Source organism: Kribbella deserti (assembly GCF_042434725.1).
GTDB classification, from domain to species: domain Bacteria; phylum Actinomycetota; class Actinomycetes; order Propionibacteriales; family Kribbellaceae; genus Kribbella; species Kribbella deserti.
The window spans coordinates 182039-204063 of sequence record NZ_JBHLTC010000030.1 but is presented as its reverse complement, the minus strand read 5'-3'; the positions used below and the strand labels follow the sequence as shown (position 1 = coordinate 204063).

22 protein-coding genes and 1 pseudogene are annotated in these 22025 nt (G+C 68.2%); 17 read left to right on the top strand and 6 right to left on the bottom strand.

Annotated features, from left to right (window positions below; translation table 11 throughout):
• Positions 1-9: 9 nt before the first annotated feature.
• The 6 genes from ACFFGN_RS23605 to ACFFGN_RS23580 all read left to right on the top strand — a co-directional run bounded on the left by ACFFGN_RS23605 (position 10) and on the right by ACFFGN_RS23580 (position 4495).
• Positions 10-423: a VOC family protein gene (locus ACFFGN_RS23605; protein ID WP_380051366.1), complete on the top strand. Its 414-nt coding sequence runs from the start codon at positions 10-12 to the stop codon at positions 421-423.
• Between the two features lie 12 nt (positions 424-435).
• A complete protein-coding gene (locus tag ACFFGN_RS23600; protein WP_380051689.1) occupies positions 436-1431 on the top strand; it encodes an alpha/beta fold hydrolase in 996 nt (331 codons plus the stop codon).
• Between the two features lie 10 nt (positions 1432-1441).
• Complete coding sequence (gene uppS, locus ACFFGN_RS23595) at positions 1442-2212, top strand: polyprenyl diphosphate synthase (protein WP_380051364.1); 771 nt, start codon at positions 1442-1444, stop codon at positions 2210-2212.
• A gap of 110 nt (positions 2213-2322) precedes the next feature.
• Positions 2323-2727, top strand: coding sequence for a DUF3592 domain-containing protein (locus ACFFGN_RS23590; protein WP_380051362.1), 405 nt, complete (start codon positions 2323-2325; stop codon positions 2725-2727).
• 212 nt (positions 2728-2939) lie between these two features.
• The gene (locus ACFFGN_RS23585) at positions 2940-3398 is read left to right on the top strand and encodes a nuclear transport factor 2 family protein (RefSeq protein ID WP_380051360.1); all 459 of its coding nucleotides are present in this window, start codon (positions 2940-2942) and stop codon (positions 3396-3398) included.
• 89 nt (positions 3399-3487) lie between these two features.
• Positions 3488-4495 (top strand): LacI family DNA-binding transcriptional regulator, encoded by a 1008-nt coding sequence (locus ACFFGN_RS23580; RefSeq protein WP_380051358.1) that lies wholly within the window; start codon positions 3488-3490, stop codon positions 4493-4495.
• On the opposite strand, the gene ACFFGN_RS23575 is transcribed toward ACFFGN_RS23580, so the two are convergent.
• Together ACFFGN_RS23575 and ACFFGN_RS23570 are read right to left on the bottom strand one after the other, a co-directional pair.
• On the bottom strand, positions 4492-5802 hold the full coding sequence (locus ACFFGN_RS23575; RefSeq protein WP_380051356.1) for a Gfo/Idh/MocA family oxidoreductase: 1311 nt from the start codon (positions 5800-5802) through the stop codon (positions 4492-4494). The two genes, ACFFGN_RS23580 and ACFFGN_RS23575, sit on opposite strands and share 4 nt — an antisense overlap.
• 286 nt (positions 5803-6088) lie before the next feature.
• The gene (locus ACFFGN_RS23570) at positions 6089-6571 is read right to left on the bottom strand and encodes an Lrp/AsnC family transcriptional regulator (protein ID WP_380051354.1); all 483 of its coding nucleotides are present in this window, start codon (positions 6569-6571) and stop codon (positions 6089-6091) included.
• A 118-nt stretch (positions 6572-6689) separates the two neighbouring features.
• On the opposite strand from ACFFGN_RS23570, the gene ACFFGN_RS23565 reads away from it, so the two are divergent.
• From ACFFGN_RS23565 to ACFFGN_RS23555, 3 genes are read left to right on the top strand one after another with little or no spacing between them, the layout of a single operon-like run.
• Positions 6690-7784, top strand: coding sequence for a thiamine pyrophosphate-dependent dehydrogenase E1 component subunit alpha (locus tag ACFFGN_RS23565; protein ID WP_380051352.1), 1095 nt, complete (start codon positions 6690-6692; stop codon positions 7782-7784).
• A complete protein-coding gene (locus ACFFGN_RS23560; RefSeq protein ID WP_380051350.1) occupies positions 7781-8767 on the top strand; it encodes an alpha-ketoacid dehydrogenase subunit beta in 987 nt (328 codons plus the stop codon). Before ACFFGN_RS23565 ends, ACFFGN_RS23560 begins: the two co-directional genes overlap by 4 nt.
• Complete coding sequence (locus tag ACFFGN_RS23555; RefSeq protein ID WP_380051348.1) at positions 8764-10131, top strand: dihydrolipoamide acetyltransferase family protein; 1368 nt, start codon at positions 8764-8766, stop codon at positions 10129-10131. Before ACFFGN_RS23560 ends, ACFFGN_RS23555 begins: the two co-directional genes overlap by 4 nt.
• On the opposite strand, the gene ACFFGN_RS23550 is transcribed toward ACFFGN_RS23555, so the two are convergent.
• On the bottom strand, positions 10117-10839 hold the full coding sequence (locus ACFFGN_RS23550; RefSeq protein WP_380051346.1) for a TetR/AcrR family transcriptional regulator: 723 nt from the start codon (positions 10837-10839) through the stop codon (positions 10117-10119). The genes ACFFGN_RS23555 and ACFFGN_RS23550 overlap by 15 nt on opposite strands.
• Positions 10840-10956: 117 nt before the next feature.
• Entirely contained in the window at positions 10957-11751 is a 795-nt protein-coding gene (locus ACFFGN_RS23545; RefSeq protein WP_380051344.1) for a S1 family peptidase, read from the bottom strand.
• Positions 11752-11965: 214 nt separating this feature from the next.
• Here ACFFGN_RS23545 and ACFFGN_RS23540 point away from each other — a divergent pair, with 214 nt between their 5' ends.
• Positions 11966-13153, top strand: a complete 1188-nt coding sequence (locus ACFFGN_RS23540; RefSeq protein WP_380051342.1) for a glycoside hydrolase family 113 protein — start codon at positions 11966-11968, stop codon at positions 13151-13153.
• Here ACFFGN_RS23540 and ACFFGN_RS23535 read toward each other — a convergent pair.
• Both ACFFGN_RS23535 and ACFFGN_RS23530 read right to left on the bottom strand, forming a co-directional pair.
• Positions 13140-13442, bottom strand: a pseudogene (locus ACFFGN_RS23535) (aldo/keto reductase); the annotation flags it as partial. The gene ACFFGN_RS23540 and the pseudogene ACFFGN_RS23535 overlap by 14 nt on opposite strands.
• 92 nt (positions 13443-13534) lie before the next feature.
• Positions 13535-14722, bottom strand: a complete 1188-nt coding sequence (locus ACFFGN_RS23530; RefSeq protein ID WP_380051340.1) for an MFS transporter — start codon at positions 14720-14722, stop codon at positions 13535-13537.
• Between the two features lie 157 nt (positions 14723-14879).
• Here ACFFGN_RS23530 and ACFFGN_RS23525 point away from each other — a divergent pair, with 157 nt between their 5' ends.
• The 7 genes from ACFFGN_RS23525 to ACFFGN_RS23495 all read left to right on the top strand — a co-directional run bounded on the left by ACFFGN_RS23525 (position 14880) and on the right by ACFFGN_RS23495 (position 21954).
• Positions 14880-15329, top strand: coding sequence for a MarR family winged helix-turn-helix transcriptional regulator (locus ACFFGN_RS23525; RefSeq protein ID WP_380051338.1), 450 nt, complete (start codon positions 14880-14882; stop codon positions 15327-15329).
• Positions 15326-16276 (top strand): NAD-dependent epimerase/dehydratase family protein, encoded by a 951-nt coding sequence (locus tag ACFFGN_RS23520; RefSeq protein WP_380051336.1) that lies wholly within the window; start codon positions 15326-15328, stop codon positions 16274-16276. The genes ACFFGN_RS23525 and ACFFGN_RS23520 overlap by 4 nt, the downstream gene beginning before the upstream one ends.
• Before the next feature lie 151 nt (positions 16277-16427).
• Positions 16428-17009 carry a helix-turn-helix domain-containing protein gene (locus tag ACFFGN_RS23515; RefSeq protein ID WP_380051334.1) on the top strand — a complete coding sequence of 194 codons (582 nt, stop codon included), beginning with the start codon at positions 16428-16430 and terminating at the stop codon, positions 17007-17009.
• Between the two features lie 179 nt (positions 17010-17188).
• Positions 17189-18331: an NAD(P)/FAD-dependent oxidoreductase gene (locus tag ACFFGN_RS23510; RefSeq protein ID WP_380051332.1), complete on the top strand. Its 1143-nt coding sequence runs from the start codon at positions 17189-17191 to the stop codon at positions 18329-18331.
• Positions 18328-20046 carry an FAD-dependent oxidoreductase gene (locus ACFFGN_RS23505; RefSeq protein WP_380051330.1) on the top strand — a complete coding sequence of 573 codons (1719 nt, stop codon included), beginning with the start codon at positions 18328-18330 and terminating at the stop codon, positions 20044-20046. The genes ACFFGN_RS23510 and ACFFGN_RS23505 overlap by 4 nt, the downstream gene beginning before the upstream one ends.
• Positions 20043-20951, top strand: a complete 909-nt coding sequence (locus ACFFGN_RS23500) for a dihydrodipicolinate synthase family protein (protein ID WP_380051328.1) — start codon at positions 20043-20045, stop codon at positions 20949-20951. The genes ACFFGN_RS23505 and ACFFGN_RS23500 overlap by 4 nt, the downstream gene beginning before the upstream one ends.
• 1 nt (position 20952) lies before the next feature.
• Positions 20953-21954: a proline racemase family protein gene (locus tag ACFFGN_RS23495; protein ID WP_380051326.1), complete on the top strand. Its 1002-nt coding sequence runs from the start codon at positions 20953-20955 to the stop codon at positions 21952-21954.
• Positions 21955-22025: the final 71 nt, after the last annotated feature.

Here is a 22025-nt window from a genome sequence, read left to right as displayed (position 1 = left end):
GAGCGTCCGATGGCCTCGCGACTCAATCCGTATCTGAGCTTCACCGACAACGCGCGGGAGGCGATGGAGTTCTACCAGAGCGTTTTCGGCGGTGATCTCACGCTGAGCACGTTCGGGGAGTCCGGCATGGCCGGCACGCCCCAGGAGAACGGCATCATGCACTCCCAGCTGGAGACGGAGAAGGGCTTCACGCTGATGGGCGCCGATACCCCGCCGGGCATGCCGTACAACCCGGGCACGAATATCGCCATCAGCCTGAGCGGTGACGACAGCGACGAGCTGCGCGGTTACTGGGAGAAACTCTCCGACGGCGGCACGGTCGCGGTGCCACTGGAGAAACAGATGTGGGGCGACGTGTTCGGCATGTGCTCGGACAAGTTCGGCATCGGCTGGATGGTCAACATCGCCGAGGGCCAGAGCTGAGCGGCGCCTGAGCTGAGCGAGCAGCTGACCCTGCCGGATGGGCGCCGCGCCCAGTACTGGCAGGGCGGGGATCCACGCGGGCGGGCGTTCTTCTTCCTGCACGGCTGTCCGGATACACGCCGGGCCGCCTTCACGGGTGATACGGCCGCGCGGCGGGTCGGCGTGCGGCTGATCGCGGTGAACCGCCCTGGCTATGGCACCTCCGACCCATACCTGCCACGCCCTGTGGAGGTGGAGACGTCCACGGTGCGGGCTGATCCGTGCCGGGCGGAGGTGGGGACGCCCGCGGTGCCGGCTGGTCCACGTCCGGCGGAGGCGTGGGCAGAGCGGACAGGGGTGGGGCACTCGGTCGTCGCCAGGGATTTGGTGGCGGTGGCGGATGCGTTGGAGGTGGCGGAGTTCGGACTGCTGGGAATGTCGCTGGGCGGGCCGTACGCGTTGGCCTGCGCGGCGCGGTACGGCGAGAGGGTTCGGGCCGTCGTGCTGGCTGCCGCGCCGGGTATGGCGCCTGCCATGGATCCGCCGTGGCCTCGGGACGACCTTTCGCCGCAGCAGCGGGACTTCTTCGCCGCGCTGGCGCGAGGGACTGTCGCCGAGAACGTCGAGCGGATGCGCCCCGACTTCGAGCAGTACGTCGCCCAGCTGGACCCGGCCGACGAGGATGACGAGGCCCTCGCCACTCGGTTCCTGGCCGGTCTGCCGCCCGAGGATGCGGCTCAACTCGCCCGGCAGGGCGCGAAGGCCGTCGCGGATTCCGTGCGCGAGGGGCTCGCTCAGACGGACGGCTATCTGGCGGATGCCGCGATCACCTTCCGGCCCTGGGACTTCCGGTTGCCGGACGTGAGCTGCCAGGTCAGCCTTTGGTACGGCGAGCACGACGCCAACGCGCCGGTCCGCAACGGCCGCTGGCTGGCGGACCGCCTCAGTGACGCCAGGCCCACCGTTCGCCCGACAACCCACCTGTGCACATTGCTCGACCACTGGGAGGAGATCCTCACAACAACATAGGTTGATCGGTATGACGCTGCTCGAGCCGTTCTACTCGCTGTACGTCCGTCGTCTGCGCGCGCGGCTGGCCGGACGGCCGATTCCCGCGCACATCGGCATCGTGATGGACGGCAACCGGCGCTGGGCCCGCGGCCAGGGCCACGCCAACCCGAGCGTCGGCCATCGGTACGGCGCCGAGCACGTCGAGAAGATGCTGCGCTGGTGCGAGACAGCGGGCGTTCGGCACGTCACGGCCTTCGTCTGCTCCACCGAGAACCTGGTCAAACGCGGCGACGCCGAAGTGGCGTACCTGATGCGCGTCACCGAAGAGGTGGTCGCCAGTCGGCTCATGCAGCCGGGAGGCCGGTGGCAGTTGCACATCGCGGGCATGCTCGATCTGCTGCCGGACAGCACGGCGCGGGCGTTGAAGGAGGCGGTTGAAGCGACGAAGGACTGTACAACCGGCAATCACCTCAATCTCGCGATCGGTTACGGCGGAAGGCAGGAGGTGGTCGAGGCCGTTCGAACGTTGCTGGAGACCGGGGCGGCAGCGGGTAAAGGCCTGACCGATGTGGCGGAAACCGTCTCCGTTGAGGACATCCGGCGCCATCTCTACACCGCGGGGCAGCCCGATCCCGAGCTGATCATCCGGACCAGTGGAGAGCAGCGGATGTCGAACTTCCTGCTCTGGCAGAGCACCCGATCCGAGCTGTACTTCTGCGACGCCTACTGGCCCGCGTTCCGTGAGGTCGACTTTCTGCGCGCGCTCCGCTCGTACGCCGACCGCCTCGACCGTGACTGACCACGTCGCGCCTGTGACCTGCCGACCGGGGTGTTCGACGTGCGGACGGGGTGTGCGATTGACCTGCGCAGCGTTTACGGTCTGTCGGTGCGAATTGTGGGGACGGAATCGTGGTGATCTGGGGTTATCTGTTCGTGGCCGTGGGGGCGGCAGGAGTGTTGGCGGCGCTGGTGCTCGCGCGCCGGGAGCGACGGTTGACGCGCGGATACACCGCGACGGGCCAGCTGGTCGCGATCGAGGTGGACCAGAAGACGACCAAGAGTGGCATCAGCACCTACCGTTATCCCGTCATCCGGTTCCGTACCGCCGACGGGCATGAGGTGCAGGCCCGTTCGCCGTACGCCGATTCGGGCGGCAAGGCCGTCGGCGATTCGATCGACGTGGTCTACTCCCCGCAGGATCCGGCGGAGTTCCGGGTGGCCGGCAGCTCCATCGGCCTGGTCGGCGTCGCGGCCTTCGGCACGGTCGGCGCCGTCATGCTGCTGATCGGCCTTCTCGTCACCACCTACGCCTGATCACCGAATCGCCCGCCTACACCCGCAACGACCGCGAGTACGGACTAGGGCCATGTCGAAAGTGGATCTGGGCGATCGGCTCGCATTACTTCGGAGGTAGTCGTCTCGGCGAGCCCGTGCTGGCAGATTTAGCGATCTCTCCGCGTCGGAGGACGCGGAGCTGGACGGAGAGGTCAGTCGTGTCTATAGCCACACCTACGAACACCCGCGCTGTGGTTGAGGAGTTGCTGCGCAGAATCGGCGAAGGCAATCCCGAGCGCATCGCCGAGCTGTATGCCGAGCAGGGAGATTGGAAGCTCGACTGGCCAGAGTCCGAGCACGGCCGTACTGCCACGCCGTGGATCCGTCACCGGTCCACCCGGGCTGATGCAGCCGCCCACTATCGCGAGCTTGCCGAGTACCACGTGCCGGAGCAGGTGGCGACTGAGGTCGAGCGCATCCTGATCGACGGAAGCGACGCGGTCGTACTGGGCGAGATCCGTCAGACCGCCCGGCCCACCGGACGTGCCTACCGGGCGCGGTTCGCTCTGCATCTCACCGTCGAGGACGGCCTTGTCACCCGGCACCATGTCTACGAGGACAGCCTGGCCGTGGCCCAGGCATTCGAAGCGAAGAGTCCAGTGAAAGACCAGCTGATCAACCCCGAAGACGCTGCGACAAGCCCTCGCTGACGGCCGCCGCGCGAAGGCGGCCGCGCGAAGGCGGCCGCGCGACGGCCGCGGCGCGGACGGCCTCGGCTCGGCGAGCGTACGATCTGGCCATGGTCAAGGGCGGGCGCGAGGTGGTGACCAGGAACGACGTCGCCGAGTACGCCGGGGTCAGCACGGCCGTGGTGAGCTACGTGGTGAACAACGGCCCGCGGTCGGTGTCCCCGCAGACGCGGGACCGCGTGCTGGAGGCGATCCGCGTGCTCGGGTATCGGCCGAACGCGACGGCCCGTGCACTGAAGGTCGGCAGTACTCGTACGTTCGGCCTGATCATTCCCGACGGCGGCAATCCGCTGTACGCCGAACTCGCGAAGGCCATCGAGAAGGAGGCCGCCGCGCGCGGATACGTCGTACTGCAGACGAATACCGACAGCGACCCGGTGGTGGAGAAGCAGAAGATCGCGGAGTTGCTCGCCCGCCAGGTCGACGGCCTCATTCTCACCACGCCGACCGGGGAGCCGGATACCACCGAACTGGCTGATGCGAACGTTCCGGTCGTGGCCCTGAACCGCCCGGTGCGCGGAACCACCTCCATTTGCGCGGAGTACCGGGCCGGCGCGCGCCTCGCGGTCGAGCACCTGATCGGCCACGGCCATCGCGAGATCGGCCTGGTGATCGGCATCGAGCAGAGCGACTGGAGTCCCGATCGCGAACACGGCTGGCGCGACGCCCTGAACGCGGCGGGCCTACCGGACGGCCCGATCGAGCGGACGGAGTTCAGCCGCCAAGGTGGTTACGACGCGGGCAGGCGTTTGCTCAAGGCAACGAATCCGCCGACCGCCGTCTTCGTGAGTTCCGACCTGCAGGCCGTCGGCCTTCTTCGCGCCATCCATGAGGCGGGGTGCGACGTGCCGGGACAGCTGGCGGTGATGGCCTTCGACGGGACGGCTGAATCGGAGTTCAGCTGGCCTCCGCTCAGCGTCGTACGGCAGCCGATCGAGCGGATCGCGCGCAAGGCGGTGAACCGGCTGCTGGACGAGACGGACGAGCCGATCGAGGCTTTCACCTACCCGACCGAACTCGTCCTCCGCGCCTCGTGTGGTTGTCCCGAAAAGGCTTAGAAACCGCTTAGCTCCAGCTCCGCGATGGTGACGGGCAGACCGGTTTCGAGCGACTGGTTGCCGGCGATGCCGACGGCAACGGCCCGCACTCCGTCGTGCACGTTGGCCGCCCGGCCGAGGGGATCGTCGGTCACCCCGCGGAAGAGATCCGTGAAGAGCACCGCGTCGCCGCCACCGTGGCCACCGATGGCCTTCGGGATCGGCACCTCTACCGCGGATTCCCAATGCCGTTGCAGCACGAGGCGTTCGCCGTCCACCCGGACGTTGCCCGTGGCAACCGGTTCGAACGCATAGCTCGGGTCGACCTCGGCGCCGAGTACGGCGGCCCGTTCGACCACCTCCAGCTCGGCCCGTCCCGCCGTGCCGTTGACGGCGACGCGATAGCCCTCCCACGGGCTGTGCGCGTTCAGTGAGTACGACAATCGGGCCGCGCTGTCGTACTCGACGGTCAATGCGAGGTTGTCCTCGATGGTGATGCCGTCGCCGAAGACGTCCTGGTCGCGGAGATAACCGTCGTGGTGCTCGGCCTCCAAGTAGAGCCGGCGCAGGTCCTCGTCAGTCCGAAGGTCCAGCAGGAACGGATCGTCGGCGGACCCGTCGACCGTGCCACGCGCGGGACGTGGCCCCAGCCCACGTTCCGCCGCGTTGGCCGAACCGTAGAACGCGAGCGACCCCGAGGCGAAGACCCGGGCCGGGGCCGCGTCGATCCACCAGTTGACCAGGTCGAAGTGGTGGGAGGCCTTGTGTACAAGGAGTCCGCCCGAGTTCTTCTTCTTGCGGTGCCAACGCCGGAAGTAGTCCGCGCCGTGCCGGGTGTCCAGCACCCACTGGAAGTCGATGCTCGTGACCTGGCCGATCGAGCCGTCCGCGATGAGCTGGCGCAGCGCGCTGTTACGGGGCGAGTAGCGGTAGTTGAAGGTCACCACGACGGACTTGCCGGACGACGCCTGAGCCTCGACGATCTCGCGAGTGCCCGCGGCGTCGATCGTGAGCGGCTTCTCGACGATCACGTCCGCGCCCGCCCGCAGGCAACGCGCGACCAGCGCCGCGTGGGTGTGGTCGGGGCTCGTCACGATCACCCGATCCACCCGCTGGTCGGTGATCATGCTTTCCAGCCCGTCCGGGTGGTACGTCGGCAGGCTGTCGCCACCGAGCTCCTTGACCAGGTCCAGGTAATACGCCAACCGGCCCGGGTTGGTGTCGAGCAGCGCGACCAGTTCGGCCGTCTCCGCGTGATCCCGGTAGATCGCCCGCACGTACTCCCGGGCGCGATGCCCGGTCCCCACTACGGCGTACCTCGTCGTCATCCGCGCAAACTCCGATCAGGTCAGCAGGACATCGCGAAGCTACTCGTGTAGATCCGCGCCCGCCGCCGACGCTAGCAAGCCCTTTCCCAACGGGTCAACCCCCGCCGAACCGTCCAAGGGGCACTGGCTCGCCGGGGAGCCTGGCAGTGAAGAGCGGCAGGGAGGCGAGATGCGGTCCGGCACGAAGAGGCGGGTGCCGGGCCGGTCACTGTGTCTACGGCCACTTCGCCGACTTCATGGAAGCTCTCAACGGCTGGGCCTGACCAATGGCCGGCCGAGGTGGCGGTTAGGGGGTGCCGAGGTCTTCGAAGACTAGGGCGGTTCGGGTGCTTAGGACTTCGGGGACGGCTTGGAGTTCGTCGAAGACCACCCGGCGCAGGCCGGCGTTGTCGGCGGCTCGGACCAGGAGGATCGCGTCGAAGTCGCCGCCGACGAGGGCGACGTGGCGGACTTCGGGAATGGCCTGAAGGCGTTCGCGGAGTACACGCCACGAGCTTTGGCGCAGGTTGAGCATCACGTACGCCGAGGTGGCGAGGCCGATCTTGAGCGGATCCACCGTCGCGGTGAAGCCGGTGATCACGCCGGCGGTGGTCAGCCGCTCGACCCGGGCATAGGCGTTGGCCCGCGAGATGTGCACCTTTTCGGCCAGTGCGCGGATGGAAAGCCGGCCGTCGGCGACCAACTCGTCGACGATCAAACGATCGATGGCGTCGAGCGGCGCGGCCAACTGTCCAGTACCACCCCCGGCAGAGGTATCACGATCAGACATATTGCTCCCGTCGGGCGGTTCCAGTGATACATATTCTCGCATCTAGGCGAACTGTGGATCACTAATGGCCAGCAGGGGGACCATAAGGAATCCGTCCGTCTGTGCAGTAGGAGGGTCCATGACCGCCATCGAGGAGCACTTGCTCCCCTCCACCGAGCCGGTTCGGCTGATCGACGAGCACGGCACCGCCCACGAGCATGCGGTGTATTCGATGCCGGCCGACGACCTGTTGCTCAAGGGGTACGGCGAACTCGTTGCCGGGCGCCGGATCAACGACCAGGCCGGCGCACTCGTCCGGCAGGGACGGCTCGCGGTCTACCCGTCGTCCCATGGCCAGGAGGCTTGCCAGGTCGCGGCCTCGCTCGTACTGCAGGAGCAGGACTGGCTTTTCCCGACGTACCGCGACACCGTTGCGGCCGTCTCGCGCGGCGTCGACCCGATCGAGGTGCTGACGCTGCTCCGCGGTGACTGGCACTCCGGCTACGACCCGTACGAGCACAACGTCGCGCCGCAGGCCACGCCGCTCGCGACGCAGCTGCTGCATGCGGTCGGTGTCGCCCAGGCGGCCAAGCTCAAGGGCGAGGACACCGTCGTGATGGCCCTCTGCGGCGACGGCGCGACCAGCGAGGGCGACTTCCACGAGGCCGTGAACTTCGCCGCGGTTTTCCAGGCCCCGGTCGTCTTCTTCATCCAGAACAACGAGTACGCGATCTCCGTGCCGCTCAGCCGCCAGACCATCGCGCCGTCCCTTGCCCACAAGGGCGTCGGGTACGGCGTACCGGGAGAACGGGCCGACGGCAACGACCTCGCGGGCCTGCTCGCCGTACTCGGTGCAGCCGTGGCGAAGGCCCGTCGCGGCGAAGGCCCGCAGTTGGTGGAGGCGCACACGTACCGGGTCCAGGCGCATACGAATGCCGACGACGCGACACGTTATCGCGACGACGCCGAGGTGGCGCCGTGGCTCGAGCGCGATCCGCTGAAGCGCGCGGAGGCCTACCTCACCGCGCGCGGGTTGCTCGACGACGACGGCCGGGCCCAGGCGCGGGACAACGCGGAGCGGATCGCGGCCCACCTGCGCGAAGGCCTGATGCAGGAGGTCCAGCCGGATCCGGCCGATCTCTTCGCCCACGTGTACGCCGAGCCGACGCCGCAGTTGCGCGAGCAGTGGGCCTTCCTGACCGACGAACTGGCGCGTGAGGAGACGGCGCGATGACGCACGTGAAGCTGAGCATGGCCCAGGCGCTGAACCAGGCGCTGCGCGACGCGATGACCGCGGACGAGACCGTGCTGATGTTCGGCGAGGACGTCGGCGCGCTGGGCGGCGTCTTCCGGATCACCGACGGCCTGACCGCGGAGTTCGGTGAAAGCCGCTGCTACGACACTCCGCTGGCCGAGGCCGGCATCGTCGGTACGGCGATCGGCATGGCCATGAACGGCATGCGCCCGGTGGTCGAGATGCAGTTCGATGCCTTCGCGTATCCGGCGTTCGAGCAGATCGTCAGCCACGTCGCGAAGATGCGGAACCGCACCCGCGGCCGGGTCACCCTGCCGATGGTCATCCGCGTTCCGTACGCCGGGGGCATCGGTGGCGTCGAGCATCACTGCGACTCGTCCGAGAGCTACTACGTCAACACCCCGGGCCTGATCGTGGTCGCGCCCGCCACCGTGGCCGACGCGTACACCTTGTTGCGCAGGGCAATCGAATCGCCGGATCCGGTGATCTTCCTGGAGCCGAAGAAGCTGTACTGGGCCAAGGAAGAGGTCGACCTGACCCAGGCCGAGCCCGGAATCGGACAGGCCGTCGTACGGCGTGAGGGTGGTGACGCCACGTTGATCGCGTACGGGCCGTCCGTGCCGATCGCGTTGGAGGCCGCCGAGGTGGCCGCGACCGAGGGGCGCGAGCTGCAGGTGGTCGACGTGCGCTCGCTGGTGCCGTTCGACGACGAAACGGTGTGCGCGGCGGTTCGCAGTACGGGCCGGGCCGTGGTGGTCGCCGAGGCGACCGGTTTCGCCAGTGTCTCGTCCGAGATCGTTGCCCGGGTCACCGAACGGTGCTTCCACTCGCTGGCCGCGCCGATCCGCCGGGTGACGGGTTTCGATATTCCGTTCCCGCCACCGAAGCTGGAGCGTCACCAGCTGCCGAGCGTTGACCGCATTCTCGACGCCGTCGACGACCTGCAGTGGGAGGACTCGTGACCGTGCAGACGTTTCTGCTGCCCGACCTCGGTGAAGGCCTGACCGAGGCCGAGGTGGTCCGCTGGCTGGTGGCCGTCGGCGATGTTGTCGCGGTGGACGCGCCGATCGCCGAGGTCGAGACAGCCAAGTCGATCGTCGAGGTGCCCTCGCCGTACGCCGGTGTGGTCGCCGAGCTGCACGGCGAGGAGGGCTCGACCGTCAACGTCGGCCAGCCACTGATCTCGATCGGAATCCTGACCGACGCTGCCGGCAAACCAGCTGCCGAAAGCAAGCCGGCTGCGGAAAGCAAACCTGCTGCCAAGAGCCGGGCCGCGGAGCAGTATCGCGAGGAGGAGAAGGCCGGTTCCGGCAACGTGCTGATCGGCTACGGCACCTCCGGTCTGCACTCGACCGGCCGCAATCGCCGCCGCCGTACCGCCGTCCCGGCCGCGCCCGCCTCGAAAGCCGCCACCGGAACAACAACGGCCAGCCCGATCGCGCGCCCAGCAGCCAAGGCCGGGAACAAGGTCCCGCTGGTGATCTCGCCCCTCGTACGCAAGCTCGCGAAGGACTCCGGCGTCGACCTGACCACCCTCACGGGTACGGGCACCGGCGGCGTCATCACCCGCCGCGACGTGGAGACCGCAGCCACGCCCGGACCCGAAAAGCAGCAAGACGGCCTGGACAGCCGGACGGGCCTGCCGATCAAGCTGGTCACGCCGATGAGCGGATTCCGCAAGGCCGTCGCGACCACCCTGAGCCGCAGCCGCCGCGAGATCCCCGAGGCGACCACCTGGGTGGACGTGGACGCCACCGCGTTGCTCGACCTGCGCGAGTCGTTGCGCACGGCAACCGACCCCGGTCCGGGTCTGCTCGCCTTGATGGCCCGGTTCGTGGTCGCCGGTCTGCTCAAGTACCCGGAGCTGAACGGCAGCGTCGATACCGAACGCGACGAGCTGATCCAGTACGACGGCATCAACCTCGGCTTGGCCACGCAGACCGAGCGCGGGCTCGTCGTACCGGCGGTGCTGAACGCGCACCGGCTGACCACGCGCGGCCTCGACGCCGAGATCCGCAAGGTCACCGCCGAGGCGCGGGAAGGCCGCAATATCGGCACGGCCGGCACCTTCACGCTGAACAACTACGGCAGTTTCGGTGTGGACGGCAGCGCGGCGATCATCAACCACCCGCAGGTCGCGATTCTCGGCGTCGGCCGGATCATCGACCGGCCGTGGGTGGTCGACGGGCAGCTCGCGGTTCGCAAGATCACCCAGCTGTCGTTCGTTTTCGACCACCGGGTTTGCGATGGCGGTACGGCCGCGGGGTTCCTGCGGTTTGTCGCCGACGCCTTCGAATCGCCGCTGTCGGTGCTAGCCGACCTTTAACGGTTCCTCGAGTGGTTCCTCAACACCGCCAAGGATGGCCCGGAGGCCGGCCACGAACCGCGCCTCCGGTCCGGCCAGGTCATTCCGGCTCAGGTAGGACGCGAGCACGCTGGCCCCGACCCCGAGCTGATCACCCGCCGCGGCGGCCCATTCCGGCTGGGTTCTGCCGCTACGCCTGATCGTGGCGGTCCAGGCCGCGTCCGCGACGGCTGCGCCGACGACGTAGTGGAAGACGGCCGACACCGCGGCGTCAAGGCCTTCGCCGACGAATCCCGCCGCGGCGAGGATCTCCAGGATGCGCTCGGCGTACGCCTGATAGTTCGGACCGAGGCCCGCGTGGCTGCCGAGGAGCTGGGACGCCCACGGATGGCGGCGCAGTACGTCGTACACCCGGCGGGCGAGGATCTCGAGCTGCCGGCGCCAGTCGCCGGCCAGGTTGCCGAGATCGGCCTCACCGATGACGGCGTCGACGGCCAGTTCGAGCAGGTCGTTCTTGGTGGCCACCCGCCAGTACAGCGCGGAGGTCGCGGCGGTGCCGAGCTCGCCGGCCATCCGCCGCATCGTCAGGCTGTCCAGGCCCTCGGAGTCGAGAATCGCGATGGCTGTTTTGACGATGTCCGCGCGGCTGAGCGGTGAGCGCGTCTCGCCTGGATCCGGCCGCAGCCAGACCGAGCCGAGGGTGGTCTTCTCATCCGCCGCGCGTGCCATGGCGGAACCTTAGCGGCCGGGCTGAAACAGTGTTTCAGCAGGCTCTGAAACGCCGTCTCAGACGTGCCTCGACCCCGGCAGCGGGCGGCTTGCCGGGGTCGAGGTGGAGGGAGACGGCTAGCTGTTGATCTGGGCCTGCAGCGCGCTGGCGTAGGTGGCGACCTCCGCGTACACACCCGGCTTGCGGGCTTCCGCACAGCCGATACCCCACGAGACGACACCGAACAGGCGGCCGTTCAGCACCAGCGGACCGCCGGAGTCCCCCTGGCAGGAGTCCTTGCCACCCTCGACGTACCCGGCGCAGATCTCGCCGTCGGCTTCGTAGTCGTAGTCGGCGTAGACGTCCGGCCGCGAGCAGTACGAATCACCCAGCACGGGGACGAGCACCTTCTGGAAGCGTTCGGCCGGTCCGGCGCCGCCGGTGTTGCCCCAGCCATAGACGGTCGGCCGGGCGCCGGCGACATCCGCTGAGCGGCTGGTCTCCAGCGGCAGGGTGGCGACACCGGTGAACGGCGTGGCCAGGGTCAGTACGGCGACGTCGTGGCCCGGCTGCTGGCCGTACAGCGGGTCCTTCCAGATCTTGGAGATCTTTGAGGTACGGCCGACCGAGGTCTCCGACAGGCTATCGCGACCCTGGACCGCGGTGTACGAACTCATCGCGCGGGCGACGCAGTGGGCTGCGGTCACGATCTTGTTGGCCTTTACCAGGGTCGCGCCACAGTATTGGTCGTTCGGCGAGGACGAAGCGGTGTTGTTCAGCGCGATCGCCCACGGCGCTTGGGCCGTGCTCGCCAGCGTGCCGCCGACGATGGTGGTGCCGGGGTTCGGTGCGGCCTGCGCCGGGGTGGCGGCGCCGAGGGCGGCGGTGGTGATTGTTGCCAGGGCCAACACGAGCTTGAGCTTTCCTGCCATGCCTCACACTCCAGGTAGTCGGGCCGCCAATGGGCGGAAGCGGCCGTCTGACGCAGAAGAATCGTCCGGGCACGGACAGTTATGCAAGCGTTTGTACGGCACATCCGTGCCGATCTATCGGTGGTGTCAGATTTGGGCCGACCGCTACTTAAGTCGCGCTGATCGAGCCTGCGGAACGATGTTCTTTCGGCCAGACCGGCAAAAACTGAGCGGTATGCCGATCGAGACCAGCAAGATCAATCGAGCCCAGTTCCTCGCCGGCGCGGCCGCCGTCGGAGTCAGCCTGGCCACGCCGAACCAAGCCGCCGCCACGCCCACCCAAGCCGGCACCACGCCGAACCAAGTCACGGCCGGCGCTACGCCGAACCGGACCGCGGCCGGACGTCGCCCGATGCACCTCAACGGCGTCGGGTACGACACCGGCACGGTCTTCCTGGGCGACGACAGCCGCCCAACCTGGAACCGCGGCCAGATGCGCGCCGAGCTCCGCGCCATCGACAAACGCCTGCACGCCAACTGGGTGAGCCTCTTCGGCAGCGATGCCACGCGCCTGACTGAAACGGCCGAGGAAGCGTTGAATCGCGGCCTGACCGTGTCGATCCAGCCGCGCGCGTTCGACCGCCCGCAGTCGTATGCGCTGGAGCAGTTGCGGCAGACGGCCTGCGCCGCCGAGCGATTGCGTCATCGCCACGATCCCGAGGTGATCCTGGTCGTGGGCTGCGAGTTCATGCTGTTCACGCCGGGAATCGTGCCGGGGGCGGACTTCTACGAACGGGTCGAGAACCTGGCGAAACCCGATCTCGACTGGCCCGCGATCCGGCGCCGGATGGCGGTGTACGTCGAGAAGGTGGTGACCGTGGCCCGGAAGAACTTCGGCGGCCGGATCACCTACGGCGCGGCGGCGGATCTGGAAGCGGTCAACTGGAACCTGTTCGACATCGTCGGCCTGGACTACTACTCGTACCACGAGGACCCGGCGAGTCACACGGCCGAGCTGGCGCCGTTCCGCAAATGGCGAAAGCCGATCCTCGTGCTCGAATTCGGATGTTGCACCTCCACCGGCGCGGCCGAACTCGGCGGCATGGGCTGGGACGTCGTTGACTACACGCAGGACCCGCCGGTCATTCCGGCCGAGGTCACCCGGGATGAGGCCGAACAGGCCCGGCACTTGGTCAACATGGTGGGGGTGTTCGAGCGGGAGGGCCTGCTGGGCGCCTCGATCTACTCGTTCATCTCGCCGGATGCGCCGCATTCCGCGAGCAAGGAGCACGACTACGACATCGCCTCGTACTCGGTGGTGAAAACGATCCGGGCGGACCACTTCGACCCCACCTCGCCGTACCGGTGGGAGCCGAAGCAGTCCTTCAAGGCCGTCGCGAAGAAGTACGTCAGGCCACGTTGAACGTGTCCGGGTCGGGGCCGGTGCGCTCGCCCCGGTCGAGACCCGCGAGATCGGCCAGCTCGCTCTCGTTCAGCTCGAACCCGAAGACGTCGATGTTCTCCTGAATACGCGACGGCGTGACCGACTTGGGAATTACCGCGTTGCCGAGCTGGAGGTGCCAGCGCAGTACCACCTGGGCGGCGGTTCGGCCGTGCTTGCCGGCGATCTTGGCCAGCACCGGTTCCGCGAGCAGTTCGCCACCCGTGGCCAACGGGCTCCAGGCCTCGGTGACGGCCGCCTGGGGCTCGTCGTTGGGGACCTGGAAGACGCCGAAACCGAGCTGCGGTATCTCGACGCCGTTGTTCAAAGTGATGCTGGTGTTTTCCTTACTGCTATGGATTTTCAGACGTGGAAGAGGGCGGGAGCGGTCTCGCGCGTGGTCTGCCGGCGGGTGCGATCGAGCCGCCCGGACAGTACGGCGACGGCCAGGCCGGACGCGGCGAGCGCGGCACCGACCCAGTTAGGTGCCGTGTACCCGAGGCCATGCTCGATGGTCAGCCCACCGGCGTAGGCGCCGACCGCGTTGCCGAGATTGAACGCGGCGATGTTCGCCGCGGAGGCCAGCGCCGGGGCACCGACGGCCTTGTCCATCACCCGCTTCTGCAGCGGCGCCACGGTGGCGAATCCGGCCGCGCCGAACAACGCGATGGTGATTGCCGCGGGCAACTTCGCGTGCGCGGTGAAGACGAACACCACCAGCACCGTCGCGAGTAGCGCGAGAATGACGTACAGACTGGGCATCAGCGACTTGTCGGCCGCCTTGCCGCCGACGATGTTGCCGACCACCAGGCCACCGCCGAACAGCACCAGCAACCAGGTGACCGCGCCACTGGAAAAGCCCGCGACGTCGGTCATCATCGGCGCGATGTAGGTGAACGACGCGAACACCCCGGCGAAACCGAGCGCCGTCATCGCCAGTGCGAGCCAAACCTGCACGTTCTTGAAGACGGCCAGTTCGCTGCGCAGGCCGCCGCTCTCGTTCACGGTCTGCCTGGGCACCAGCGCGATGATGCCGAGCAGGCCGATCACGCCCAGCGCGGTCACCGCCCAGAAGGTGGATCGCCAGCCGAACTGCTGACCCAGCGCCGTTCCGCCCGGCACGCCGAGCACGTTGGCGACGGTCAGGCCGGTGAACATCAACGCGATCGCGCTGGCCTGCTTCGCCTTCGGCACCAGCGACGCCGCGACCACCGAGCCGACGCCGAAGAAGGCGCCGTGCGACAGGGCCGCCACGATCCGACCGGTCATCAGCACGCCGTACGACGGGGCGAGCGCGGAGATCAGGTTGCCGACGATGAACAGGCCCATCAGCGCGATCAGCACGGTCTTGCGGGACACCTTCGAGCCGATCGCGGTGAGCAGGGGTGCGCCGACGACGACGCCCAGGGCATAGCCGGAGATCAGCAGACCGGCGGACGGAATGCTCACGCCGAAATCGGTGGCGACCTCGGGCAGCAGGCCCATGATGACGAACTCGGTGGTGCCGATGCCGAAGGCACCGATGGCCAGCGCGAGCAGTGCGGCAGGCATGACTGGATTTCTCCTCGACTGTAGTCTTGCGACTGTTATCGGCGTCCGCGATAGTTGCATACGCGGGCTATTGCATAAGCGTCATGCTGCCTTATGCAACGGTATGAATCAAGTCGCGCCTGCCATCCGAGCGGAGGGCCGGTCTGGAGGAGGAGCTGTGGGAGTCGCGGACGACGCCGTCGAGGCGCGGGCGCAGGGTTGGCGCACGCTGGCTGCTCTGCATGCCCGAATCGAGGATGAGCTGGAGCGGGCACTGCAACGCCAGCACGGAATCTCCGTCAGCGAGTACAGCGTGCTGGACGTTCTAGCCTGTCAGGACGATTACCACTTGCGGATGAACCAGCTGTCGAACGCAGTGGTTCTGAGCCAGTCGGCCACTACCAGGCTGGTGAACCGTCTGGAGGATCGCGGCCTGCTCTCGCGGTATCTGTGCGCTACAGACCGCCGGGGCATCTATACCGAGGTGACGCCGGCGGGGCGTGAACTGTTGGCCGAGGCGAGGCCTACGCATGACGCCGTACTGTCCGAGGCGCTTCAGAAGGCGGCGGAGCTACCAGAGCTCGCGCCGCTGGTTGACGCCCTCGCCCGCCTAGCCTTGCCTGCGTGAGACTTCTTCTACTCGGCGGAACATCCTTCATTGGCCGGACTATCGCGGAGGAAGCTCTCCGCGCGTGCGTGGACCTCACACTCTTCAGTCGCGGCCTTACGGGGAACGAGCTCTTCCCGTCGGTGCCGCGGCTGGTGGGTGATCGAGACGCTGGGGACTACTCGGCACTGGAAGATGGCTCGTGGGACGCCGTAGTCGACGTGAGCGGCTACGTACCTCGGCACGTCGGCCAAGCCGCAGAGGCGCTTGGTGATCGTGTCGGGCGCTACCTGTTCATCTCGAGCCAAGCCGTCTACGAGCGCTCAGGAGTCGTCCCGGGCGCTGACGAGGATGCTCCGCTTCGTCCGCCGGTGCGGGACACCGAGGAGCTTTCGGAAGACACCTACGGCCCTTTGAAGGTCGCCTGCGAGCAGGAGCTGGTCTCGCGGTACGGCGATCGGGCGACGGTCGTGCGTCCGGGCAAGGTGGCCGGCCCGTACGACTCATCGGACGCCTTCACCTATTGGGTACGTCGTGCCGCGCAGGGTGGTCGAGCGGCTCTGCCGGGGCATCCCGAACAGCCGGTCGAACTGGTCGACTCGCGGGCGCTCGCGTCGTTGGTCGTACGGCTGGTGCTGGACGATCGGGGCGGGGCCTTCAACGCGGGTGGGCCGCCGGAGCCTACGAGCTTGGGCGAGTTGATCCACCTCTGCGCGGAGGTCGCCGGGACGTCGGTGGAGGTGGTTCCCGTACCGGAAGGCTCGGGTGGTCCGTTCTTCCCGCTGGTCCGGGATCGCTCCGCCTGGTCAGGGCTGCAACGCAGCTGCGCTCGCGCCTACACCGCCGGCCTCCCGCGCATCCCGTTGGCGCAAACCGCCACCGACGTTCTCGCCTGGGACCAGGCTCGCGGCCTGCCGCGGTTGACCTCCGGCTTCACGCCTGCCGACGAAGCCGCGCTGCTCGCCTGACGCTGGTCGTTCATTTGTCGCAAAGCGCCCTCTCGGCCCCTGCGGCCAGGTGCAGGCGGCCGGTGGGCGAAGGCGCTTTGCGACGAATGAACGACAAAGGTGGCTGGGGTGGTGTGGGAGGCTCGGGGTTCCGGACGTTAGGAGGCGGTTGGTGGCTGGGCAGGGTGCGGGGCGGGTGCTGGGGGCGAACCTGCGGGCGCGACGGGATGAGCAGGGGATCTCGTTGTCCGAGTTGGCGCGCCGTTCGGGCATCGCCAAGGGGACTTTGTCGCAACTGGAGTCCGGCACCGGCAATCCGACGATCGAGACCGTGTTCAGTTTGTCGAACGCCCTCGGCGTGGCGGTCTCGTCGTTGCTGAGCGAGACGACCGCCGCGGACGTGGTGGTCGTGCGATCGGACGAGGTCGACGTGCTGAGCGGTGACGCGGTGGACCTCAGGATGTTGCGGCGGATCGAGGCCGCGGGCAGTTTGTGCGAGTTGTACGACCAGCGCGTCCGGCCTGGCCAGGTCCAGCATTCCGCCGGCCATCCCGGTATCGAGCACACGATCGTGGTTTCCGGCCGGCTTCGGATCACCTCGGGTGGCGTCGCGCATGAGGTCGGCCCGGGCGACTACCTGTCGCTGGTCGCGAGCGGGCCGCATTCGTACGAGGCGCTCGACGGCCCGGTCTTCTCGGTGCTGATGCTGGAATATCCGCCGGACGTGCGCGGCCCGGTGGTCCTGCCGCACTGAGCCCGCGCTGAGCCCGCACTGAGCCCGCACTCAACCCGCGCTGAGTCTGGACTGAGGCGGCGCTGAGCCCTGCCGAGGCTGGGCCGAGGTCGCTCGAGGCGGCCCCATTGACCTGGGCCCGGTTAGGCGCCTACTCTCGATATCGTTCAGTTTAATGAACGATGCGTCGAGGAGGTGCTGTGCCGGAGGTCGTGGTTGTCGGTGCCGGCATCATCGGCGCTGCCTGCGCGGAGGCGCTGACTCACGCCGGGTTGAGTGTGCTCGTGGTCGATCGAGGTGATCCAGCCTCAGGAACCACCGCAGCCGGCGAGGGCAACGTCCTGGTCTCCGACAAAGAACCCGGGCCGGAGCTGGCTCTAGCCATCGCCTCCCGCCAGGAGTGGCCGAGCGTTCTCGAACGCCTGCAGGCCGACGTGGAGTGGGAGCCCAAGGGCGGCCTCGTAGTCGCGACCACCTCACTTGAGCTCTTGGAGAAGTTCGCCGCCTCCCAACGGGACGCAGGCGTCGAGGCCATCGCGGTGTCGTCTGCCGAGGCCCTAGAGCTGGAACCACTTCTCACGCCTCGCGTCGCGGGAGGCGTCTACTACCCGGACGACGCTCAACTCCAGCCAGTACTGGCCGCAACCGCCCTACTCGCCGCCGTACGTGCTCGTGGTGGCGAAGTCCGCGGCGGCGTGACAGCTACCGGCGTGCGTCAAGCAGGTGCGCGAGTGGTCGGCCTGGAAACCTCAACCGGGTTCATCCCTTGCGAAACCGTCGTGAATGCCTGCGGACCGTGGTCCGGCGCCTTCGCCTCTGCAGCCGGTACGCCGGTCGAGGTGTTGCCGCGCCGGGGGATGATCCTCGTGACCGCTCCGCTGCCCGAATGCGTCCGGCACAAGGTGTACGACGCGGACTACGTCGGGGCCGTCGGTAGCGGTGAGGCCGACCTCCAGACGTCAACGGTGGTCGAGTCCACCCGGGGCGGCACGATCCTGATCGGCTCCAGCCGCGAGCGGATCGGGTTCGACGGGACTATTCGCGTGCGGGTGCTGCAGGAGCTTGCCGCGAAGGCGGTTGGGCTGTTCCCGTTCCTGGCGGATGTGCCGGTTATGCGCGCGTACGGCGGCTTCCGCCCGTATGCGCCGGACCACCTGCCCGTGATCGGGGCCGACCCGCGCTTGCAGGGCCTTTGGCATGCGACTGGTCACGAAGGTGCGGGCATTGGACTGGCGGCATCGACGGGACGGCTCATTAGCGAACTGATGACCGGCCGGACTCCCCATGTTGACGCGGAGCCCTTTCAGGTCGGCCGGAACGCTGTGATCGGAGCAGCCTCATGAGCCAGTCCAACGCCCCCCAGCCCGGCCAGCCCGACGACCTCAGCATCACCATTGATGGTGAGGTCGTGGCCGCGCGGCCAGGCACGACCGTCGCGGCGGCGCTGATGGCGTCGGGTCGCGACTCGTGGCGGCGTACCCGGTTCGGCGATCGGCCGCGTGGAGTCTTCTGTGGCATCGGAGCCTGCTTCGACTGCCTGGTCACGGTGAACGACCTTTCCGACGTTCGAGCCTGCCAGCGCACCCTCGCCCCCGGCGACACCATCACCACCACACCGGGTGTGCCGTCATCAGTCCGAATCCGCCCTGCTGACTCAGCGCCGGATACCTCCAGGGGCGGATTCGGACCGATGACGGCAAACCCGGTAGTCGTGGTTGGCGCGGGACCTGCGGGTATGGCCGCTGCACTCGCGGCTGCCGACGCGGGTGCGCCCGTGGTGCTCGTCGACACGGCTCCGGCGGTTGGCGGTCAGTACCATCGCCAATTACCCGAGGCTGCTAACCAGCCTGCGGCCACCGACTTCGCGAAGACCCGCGAGCGGATCCGCCAGCACGCCAACCTCACGCACCTGGCGGAGACCTCCGTCTGGGCGCTCGAACCCGCGCCGAACGGTCATCGGCTGCATCTCCAGACTGGTCCGGCTGACGCGTCCAACCGTCAGCTGACGACGATCGATACGCCTGCACTGGTCCTCGCCACCGGCGCCTACGATCGCGCTCTGCCCTTCCCTGGTTGGGATCTGCCGGGCGTCTACACGGCTGGCGCCGCCCAGGCTTTGGCCAAGGGACAAGGTGTTGCCGTCGGCAAACGAGTTCTGCTGGCCGGAACCGGCCCGTTCCTCCTGCCGGTCGCTGAATCCCTGCTGAAAGTAGGTGCGCGCCCGATCGAACTGCTCGAGGCCAACCACCTCACAACCATGGCCCGCGGCTGGCTCGCCGACCCATTGGTTGCCCGGGGCAAATTCCGCGAAGGCGTGGGGTACGCGGCAACCATCGCGCGACACCGAATTCCGGTGCGCCACGGACAGACCGTGGTCGCCGCACACGGAACCGATCGCGTTGAGGCCGTCACCGTGGCGAAGCTGGATCGCGACTGGCGGATCGTGCCGGGCAGTGAGCGACGCGTCGAGGTGGACGCGGTCTGCGTCGGCTTCGGCTTCACCCCGAACCTGGACTTGGCCGTCACCGCGGGCTGCGCGCTCGATCCGTTCGTCGTCGTCGACGATCACCAGCGGACTTCGGTGCCAGGCGTACTCGCGGCAGGCGAGGTGACCGGTATCGCCGGCGCCGTTCCGTCCGCCGCCGAAGGCCGAGTCGCCGGAAAGACGGCCGCCGCGTTGCTCGGCCTGCCGATCGAGCCGAGTCCTGCCGAGTCGAAGGCGGTTGCCCGGGGCAAGCGGTTCGGCCACGCGCTCGCGAAGGCCTATCCCGTTCCCGATGGCTGGCAGACCTGGTTGACCGATGACACGATCGTCTGCCGGTGTGAAGAGGTCACCTGCGCCACGATCCGGCAGGCCGACGCGGAAGGCCTTCGCGCCCTCAAGCTCACCACCCGGGCCGGTTTGGGGCTGTGCCAGGGCCGGGTTTGCGCCCGCGCCGTACAGACCCTGGCCACCAGCCTGAGCGCCGAAGACCTCGGCGCGAACCGGCCCATCGTCGTACCCGTGCGGCTGGGAGATCTTGCCGCAGCACCAACCGAACCCGTGGAGGGGAAATGACCGAGAAGCTCGACGGCGTCATCGTCGCGACGGCCCTGCCGTACGCCGAGGACGAGAGCGCGCCGGCCGGCCTGCGACCGGACTACGAGCGGTACGCCGAACACTGCCGCTGGCTGGTGGAGAGCGGCTGCCGCGGCGTCGGCCCGAACGGTTCGCTGGGGGAGTACTCGTCGCTGACCGACGACGAGCGCCGGACCGTGGCCAAGACCGCGATCGAGGCCGTCGGCAACGATGGTGTGGTAGTGGTCGGCGTACACGGCGCGGGCGCGCACCAGGCCCGCCGCTGGGCTGAGTTCGCGGCCGCGGACGGCGCCGACGGTGTGCTGTGCCTGCCGCCCACGATGTACCGGGCGAACCGCACCGAGGTGATTCACCACTACACCGAGGTGGCGAAGGCCGGTCTGCCGGTGATGGTCTACAACAACCCGCACGACACCAAGGTCGACCTGACCCCGGACATCCTGGCCGAGCTGGCCCAGATCGAGAACGTTGTCGCGGTCAAGGAATTCACCGGTGACGTCCGGCGCATTCTGGAGATCCGTGAGCTGGCGCCCGAGCTGACCGTCGTCGCGGGCGCCGACGACCTCACGCTGGAGGCCCTGCTGATGGGCGCGACCGGCTGGTTCGCCGGATTCCCGAACGTCTTCCCGGCCGAGTCCGTCAAGCTCTACAACCTTGCCCTGCAGGGGAATCTCGCCGAGGCGCGGGCGCTGTACGAACCGCTCGTGGCGGCGTTCCGCTGGGATTCGCGGGTCGAGTTCGTCCAGGCGATCAAGTACGGCATGGACTACGTCGGCCGGTACGGCGGCCCCTGCCGTCCGCCGCGCGGACCGCTGACGCCGGAACACCTGGGTCAGCTCGAGCTCGACATGAAGAAGGCCGTCGAGTACCTGCGGACGGCCTGACATGCGCGCGGCCCGATCCATCAGCGCGGTCGACTCGCACACCGAGGGCATGCCGACGCGGGTCATCACCGGCGGCGTCGGCGTCATTCCCGGTGCGACGATGGCCGAACGGCGTGTCCACTTCATGGCGCATCAGGACGACCTGCGGCTGTTGCTGATGAACGAGCCGCGCGGCCACAGCGCGATGAGCGGCGCGATCCTGCAACCACCGACCCGGCCCGACGCCGATTGGGGCGTGCTCTACATCGAGGTGTCCGGCTGCCTGCCGATGTGCGGCCACGGCACGATCGGCGTCGCGACGGTTCTGGTGGAGACGGGCATGGTCACGGTCACCGAGCCCGTCACCACCGTCCGCCTGGACACCCCGGCCGGGCTCGTCGTGGCGGATGTTGCCGTCCGCAACGGCAAGGCCGAGCACGTCACGATCCAGAACGTGCCCGCGTATTCGCATGCGCTGGACGCGGTGGTCGACGTACCGGGGCTGGGGGAGGTGACGTACGACCTGGCGTATGGCGGCAACTACTACGCGATCTTGCCGTTGGAGCAGCTGGGGATTGCGTTCGACCGGGCGGAGAAGGACCGGATTCTGGCGGCGGGCCTCGCGATCATGGACGCGATCAACGCGAAGGACCGGCCGGTGCATCCGCTGGATCCGGAGATCTCGGGGTGTAAGCACGTCCAGTTCACCGCGCCCGGACGGAATGGCAGCCACTCGCGTAATGCGATGGCGATTCATCCCGGCTGGTTCGATCGCTCGCCTTGTGGCACGGGCACTTGCGCGCGGATGGCGCAATTGCACGCGCGCGGCGAACTTGCCCTGGGCAACGACTTCGTGAACGAGTCCTTCATTGGTACGCACTTCACCGGCCGCCTTATCGGCGAGACCCCGGTAGGCCCGTACCCCGGCCTCATTCCAACGGTCACCGGCCGCGCCTGGATCACCGGTTTGGCCACGTATCTCCTCGACCCCGAAGACCCGTTCCCGACCGGCTTCCAGCTCTAGCACCCCACCTGATTTTGCGACGATCGGACCCGTTTGCCGCTGCGAGGCAGCCTGCACCTGACCGGCAGCGG